The 6,601-nt window shown below is 73.9% G+C and carries 1 pseudogene; it reads right to left on the bottom strand.

Annotated features, from left to right (window positions below):
• A pseudogene (locus EEJ42_RS07810) lies at nt 1-6,601 on the bottom strand (type I polyketide synthase); the annotation flags it as partial.

The raw sequence follows: 6,601 nt of genomic DNA, 5'->3' as shown, positions 1-6,601 counted from the left end.
AGCGCCTCCGCGAACACCGGATAGGCGTCATACAGCTCACGCCCCATCCCCAGCCGCTGGCTGCCCTGACCCGTGAACAGGAAGGCGAGCTTCCCGGCGACCGGCGAGCCCTGGACCACGCCCGGGGCCGGTTCACCGGCGGCCAGCGCCGTCAGGCCACGCAGGAAGCCCTCGCGGTCGCCCGCCACCAGCACCGCACGGTCCTCGAAGGCGGTGCGGCCGGTGGCCAGGGTGTAGCCGATGTCGGCGAGGTCGGTCTCGTCGGCGACGCTCAGCCGGTCACGCAGGCGGCGGGCCTGGTCGCGCAGCGCCCCCTGACCCATGGCCGACAGCGGCCACGGCAGCACACGGCCCGGGACGTCCGGCTCGGATATCTCGGCCGGGGCCTCGATCGGCGGAGCCTGCTCGATGATGGTGTGCGCGTTGGTGCCGCTGATGCCGAACGACGACACACCCGCCCGGCGCGGACGGCCGCCCGTCTCCGGCCACTCCCGCGCCTCCGTCAGCAGCGAGACCGCGCCATCGGCCCAATCGACGTTCGGGGACGGCGCGTCGACGTGGAGGGTCTGTGGCAGCACACCGTGCCGCATGGCCATCACCATCTTGATGATGCCCGCGACACCGGCCGCCGCCTGAGTGTGGCCGATGTTGGACTTGATGGAGCCCAGCCACAGCGGCTGGTCCCCGGACCGCTCGCGGCCGTACGTGGCGAGCAGCGCCTGCGCCTCGATCGGGTCGCCCAGCGTCGTCCCCGTACCGTGCGCCTCCACCGCGTCCACATCGCCGGCCGACAGACCCGCACCGGCCAGCGCCTGCCGGATGACGCGCTGCTGCGATGGACCGTTCGGCGCCGTCAGACCGTTCGACGCACCGTCCTGGTTGATCGCGCTGCCGCGCACGGTGGCGAGAACCGGGTGGCCGTTGCGACGGGCGTCCGACAGCCGCTCCACGAGCAGCATGCCCGCGCCCTCGGCCCAGCCCGTACCGTCCGCGCCCGCCGCGAACGACTTGCAGCGGCCGTCGGTGGCGAGGCCGCGCTGACGGCTGAAGTCCACGAACGTCTCGGGCGTGGCCATGATCGCCACACCGCCGGCGAGCGCCATGCTGCACTCCCCAGCGCGCAGCGCCTGGATCGCCCAGTGCAGCGCCACCAGCGAGGACGAGCACGCCGTGTCGACGGTGACGGCCGGGCCCTCAAGCCCGAAGGTGTAGGCGACCCGGCCGGAGGCGATGCTGCCCGCGTTGCCGGTGCCGACGTAGCCCTCGACGCCCTCCGGGATGCCGTCCAGGCCGGTGACGTAGTCGTGGTACATGACGCCCGCGAACACACCGGTGCGGCTGCCGCGCACGGTCGCCGGGTCGATGCCCGCGCGCTCGAACGCCTCCCACGACGTCTCCAGCAGCAACCGCTGCTGCGGGTCCATCGCCAGCGCCTCACGAGGCGAAATGCCGAAGAACGCCGGGTCGAAGTCGGCGGCGTCGTGGAGGAAGCCGCCCTCGCGGGTGTACGAGGTGCCCGCGTGGTCGGGGTCCGGGTGGTACAGGCCGTCCAGGTCCCAGCCGCGGTCGACGGGGAAGCCGGAGATGCCGTCGCCGCCCGCGGCGACGAGGTCCCACAGCTCCTCGGGCGTGCTCACACCGCCCGGGTAGCGGCAGCTCATGCCGACGATGACGATCGGGTCGTCGTCCACCGCCGACGCCGCGCCCGTGCCCCCGGTGGCGGCGGGTGCCACGGCGCTCTGCTCGGCCTCTTCGGCGCCGAGCAGTTCGTCCCGCAGATAACCGGCGAGGGCGGTCGGGGTCGGGTAGTCGAAGACGAGCGTGGCCGGGAGGCGCAGTCCGGTGACCGTCTTGAGGTCGTTGCGGAGTTCGACGGCGGTGAGCGAGTCGAAGCCCAGCTCCTTGAACGCCCGCCCGGGCTCGATCGCGTCGGCCCCGCCGTGCCCGAGCACCGCGGCGACCCGCCCGCACACCAACTCCAGTAGCTCACGGTCCTGTTCGGGCCGCGCGAGCCCGGCCAGCCGCCGTACGAGCGTGGAACCGTCGGCGGTGGCGGTGGCCACGGTGGCGGCCCGCCGCACCGGGGCCCGCACCAGGCCACGGAAGAGGGCCGGTACGGTGCCGGTCGCCGTGGCCTCGGTGCGCAGCCCGGCGTAGTCGAGCCGCATCGGGAACAGCACGGCGGCCGAGCCGTCGGCGTGTGCCGCGTCGAAGAGCGCGAGGCCCTCGTCGGCGGGTATCGGGGCGACGCCACCGCGCGCGATGCGCCGCAGGTCGACGTCGTCGAGCCCGCTGCCCATGCCCGCGCCGGACCACAGGCCCCAGCCCAGCGCGGTGGCCGGAAGCCCCTGGGCGGCACGGTGCTGGGCGAGGGCCTCCAGGAAGGAGTTGGCGGCGGCGTAACTCGCCTGCCCCGGCGCGCCGAACACGGCCGCGGCACCGGAGAACAGCACGAACGCCGACAGGTCGTGGTCGCTGGTCAGCTCGTGCAGGTTCAGCGCCGCGTCCACCTTGGGGCGCAGCACGCCCGCCACGCGCTCGGGCGTCAGCGAGCCGATGATCCCGTCGTCCAGGACACCCGCGGTGTGCACGACGGCGGTCAGCGGATGCTCGGCGGGGATCCCGGCCAGCGTCGCGGCGAGCGCTTCGCGGTCGGCCACGTCGCAGGCCGCCCAGGTCACGGCGGCACCGGCCGCCGTGAGGTCGGCGGTCAGCGCGTCGGCGCCCTCGGCGTCGGCGCCACCGCGGCTGACCAGCAGCAGGTGCCGTACTCCGTGGGCGGAGACGAGGTGGCGGGCGAAGAGGCCACCGAGGGTGCCGGAGGCGCCGGTGAGCAGCACGGTGCCGTGCGCGTCGAAGGACGGGCCACTCGTTTCCGTTGCGATCGGCGTACGGGACAGCCGCGGCGCGAGCGCCACGCCCCCGCGCAGCGCCACCTCGGGCTCGTCCAGGGCGAGCGCGGCGGACACCGTACGGTACGAGTCCTCTTCGCCGTCCACGTCGAGCAGCACCAGGCGGCCGGGGTTCTCCGACTGCGCGGAGCGGAACAGCCCGCGCACGGCGGCCTGCGGCAGCTGTGCGCCGCCCGTCCCCGGCTCGGTCTCCACCGCGCCCCGGGTCAGCAGCACGAGCCGCGCATCGGTGAACCGCTCGTCGGCCAGCCACGACTGGAGCAGGGCCAGCATGTCCTGGGTGGCGGAGTGCACGGCGGCCGCGTTGTCGCTTTCGGCGGCGGGGTCGGCGATGAACACCGTGTCGGGCGCGGGCGCCCCGGCGCCGACGGCCTGACGCAGCGCCGCCAGATCGCGGTACGCGGTGAGCCGCACCCCGGGCCCGAACGCGTCCTGCGGGAGGGACCCGGCGCCGAGCACCGCCCAGCTGCTCCCCGTGTCCCTGCCCGTCGCGGGCGCCGGAACCGCCGTCCAGTCCAGCCGGAACAGCGATTCGTGCAGCCCGCCCGACGCCGCGCGCACCTGGTCGGCGGAGGCGGCCCGCAGCGCCACGGACTCGACCGTGGCGACCGGTCGTCCCGTGCCGTCGGCCACCAGCAGCGAGACGGTGTCCCGCGACTGCTCGGTCACCCGCACCCGGAGCACATCGGCCCCGGCCGCGAGCAGTTGGACGCCGTTCCACGCGAACGGCAGCAGCGCGCCCTCGGCCGGCGCCGCCTCCCGGTCGGGGCTGTCGAGGCCGATGACGTGCAGCGCGGCGTCGAGCAGCGCGGGGTGCAACCCGAACCGTCCCGCTTCGGCGCCCGCCGTCAGGGCGGTGTCCTCGGGAAGCGCCACGTCGGCGTACAGGTCGTCGCCGAGCCGCCAGGCGCCCTTGAGCCCCTGGAACACCGGCCCGTATCCGAGTCCCGCCCCGGCCAGGTCCTCGTACAGCCCGTCGACCGCGATGGGCGTGGCGCCCTGCGGCGGCCACACGGCCAGCTCGTCGGGGGCGGCGGTCCGGCCGCCGACCGTCAGCACACCGGTGGCGTGGCGCGTCCACGGCTCGGTGCCGAGCGCGTCCTGCCTGCGCGAGTGGAGGCTGAAGGCGCGGGCGCCGGACTCGTCCGGCCCGTCCACGACGAGCTGCACCCGCACCCCGGTGTGCTCCGGCAGCACGAGCGGGGCTTCGAGGGTCAGTTCGTCCAGCCGCTCGCAGCCGACCTGGGCACCGGCGGCGCTCGCCAGCTCCACGAAGGCCGTACCGGGCAGCAGCACGGTGCCCATGACGGCGTGGTCGGCCAGCCACGGATGGGTGCGCGTGGACAGCACGCCGGTGAGCAGCAGGCCATCGGCATCCGCGAGCGCCACGGCGGCGCCCAGGAGCGGATGGTCGATGTCCCCGAGCCCGATCGACTCGGGGTCGCCCGCCGCCAGGACCGCGGCGCTGGGCCAGTAGCGCTGGCGCTGGAAGGGGTACGTCGGCAACTCGGCCGGATCGATGCGGGTGGCGGCTGCGCCGCCGAGGACGGCGTCCCAGTCCAGCGGTACGCCACGGACGTACGCACGGGCAACGGCGCTCGTCAGCGCGTCGGCCTCGGGACGGTCCTTGCGGCAGACGGAGACGAACGCCGCATCCTCACCGGACACGCACTCCTGGGCCATGGCGGTGAGGACACCGTCGGGGCCCAGCTCGATGTACGTCGTCACGCCCTGCGCTTCGAGGGTGCGGACACCATCGAGGAAGCGGACCGCTTCGCGGACGTGGCGCACCCAGAAGTCGGGCCTGGTGATCTCCTCGGCGGAGACGACATCACCGGTGAGGTTCGACACGATCGGGATGCGCGGCGCCTCGTACGAAAGCTCCTGCGCCACCTCGCGGAACGCGTCCAGCATCCCGTCCATGCGGGGCGAGTGGAACGCGTGGCTGACGGTGAGGCGCTTGGTCTTACGCCCTTGCGCCTCAAAGGACGCGGCGACCTCAACCACAGCGTCATCGTCACCCGCGATGACCACGGAGGTGGGCCCGTTGAGGGCGGCAATGCTCACCCGCCCACCGAGCAGCGGCGCCACCTCGTCCTCCGACGCCTGGACGGCGATCATCGCGCCACCGGCCGGAAGCTCCTGCATCAACCGCCCACGAGCAGCCACCAACCGGCACGCATCCGCCAGCGACAACACCCCCGCCACATGCGCGGCAGCCAACTCACCGATCGAATGCCCGGACAGGAAGTCCGGCGTCACACCCCACGCCTCGACCAGCCGGAACAGCGCCACCTCAACCGCGAACAACGCAGGCTGAGTGAACCCGGTCTGGTCCAGCGCCTCCGCGTCATCCCCGAACAGCACATCTCGCAGCGGCCGCTCAAGGTGCAGATCCAGATGCGCGCACACCTCGTCCAGCGCATCGGCGAACACCGGGTACGCGTCGTACAGCTCACGGCCCATCCCCAGCCGCTGGCTGCCCTGCCCCGTGAACAGGAACGCGACCTTGCCGTCCGCCACCGAGCCCTCGACCAGGCCCGCTGCGGACTCGCCCCGCGCCAGCGCGTCGAGCGTCCGCAGCAGCTCATCACGGTCGCTGACGGTCAGCACCGCGCGCCGCTCCAGGGCGGCGCGGCCGACGGCCAGGGCGTGGGCGACGGCGAGCGGCGCCGCATCGGGGCGCGTCTCGACGTAGGCGCGCAGCCGCGCGGCCTGCTCCCGCAGCGCCTCGGGGCTCTTGGCCGACAGAGCGAACGGCAACGTGTCCAGAGCGCGGGGCTCGGAAACCTCGGGCGACGGCGCCTCGATCGTCGGGGCCTGCTCGATGATGGTGTGCGCGTTGGTGCCGCTGATGCCGAACGAGGACACCGCGGCCCGGAGCGGACGGCCGGTCTCCGGCCATTCCCGCGTCTCGCTCAGCAGCGCGACCGCGCCCGAGGCCCAGTCCACGTGCGGCGACGGCGCGTCCACGTGGAGCGTCTGCGGCAGCACGCCATGCNCGGCGCGTCCACGTGGAGCGTCTGCGGCAGCACGCCATGCCGCATGGCGAGGACCATCTTCATCACGCCCGCGACACCGGCAGCCGCCTGCGTGTGCCCGATGTTGGACTTGATGGAACCCAGCCACAACGGCTGATCCTCGGGCCGCTCGCGACCGTACGTGGCGAGCAGCGCCTGCGCCTCGATCGGGTCGCCCAGCGTCGTCCCCGTACCGTGCGCCTCCACCGCATCCACATCGCCGGCCGACAGTCCGGCGCTGGCCAGCGCCTGCCGGATCACCCGCTGCTGCGACGGGCCGTTGGGCGCCGTCAAGCCGTTCGACGCACCGTCCTGGTTGACGGCCGAGCCGCGCACGGTGGCGAGGACCGGGTGGCCGTTGCGCCGCGCGTCCGACAGCCGCTCGACCAGCAGCATGCCGACGCCCTCGCCCCAGCCGGTCCCATCCGCACCAGCGGCGAACGCCTTGATACGACCGTCCGCCGCCAGCCCGCGCTGACGGCTGAAGTCGATGAAGTTCTCGGGGGTGGACATCACCGTGACGCCGCCCGCGAGCGCCATCGAGCATTCACCCTGACGCAGCGCCTGCACCGCCAGATGCAGCGCCACCAGCGACGACGAGCACGCCGTGTCGACCGTGACCGCCGGGCCCTCGAGCCCGAAGGTGTACGAGATCCGCCCGGACACCAC

It is taken from the genome of Streptomyces botrytidirepellens (genome assembly GCF_003721215.1).
Taxonomy (GTDB): Bacteria; Actinomycetota; Actinomycetes; order Streptomycetales; family Streptomycetaceae; genus Streptomyces; species Streptomyces himastatinicus.
Note: the sequence above shows the minus strand (reverse complement) of the source record. Positions and strands in the feature narration are given on the sequence as shown.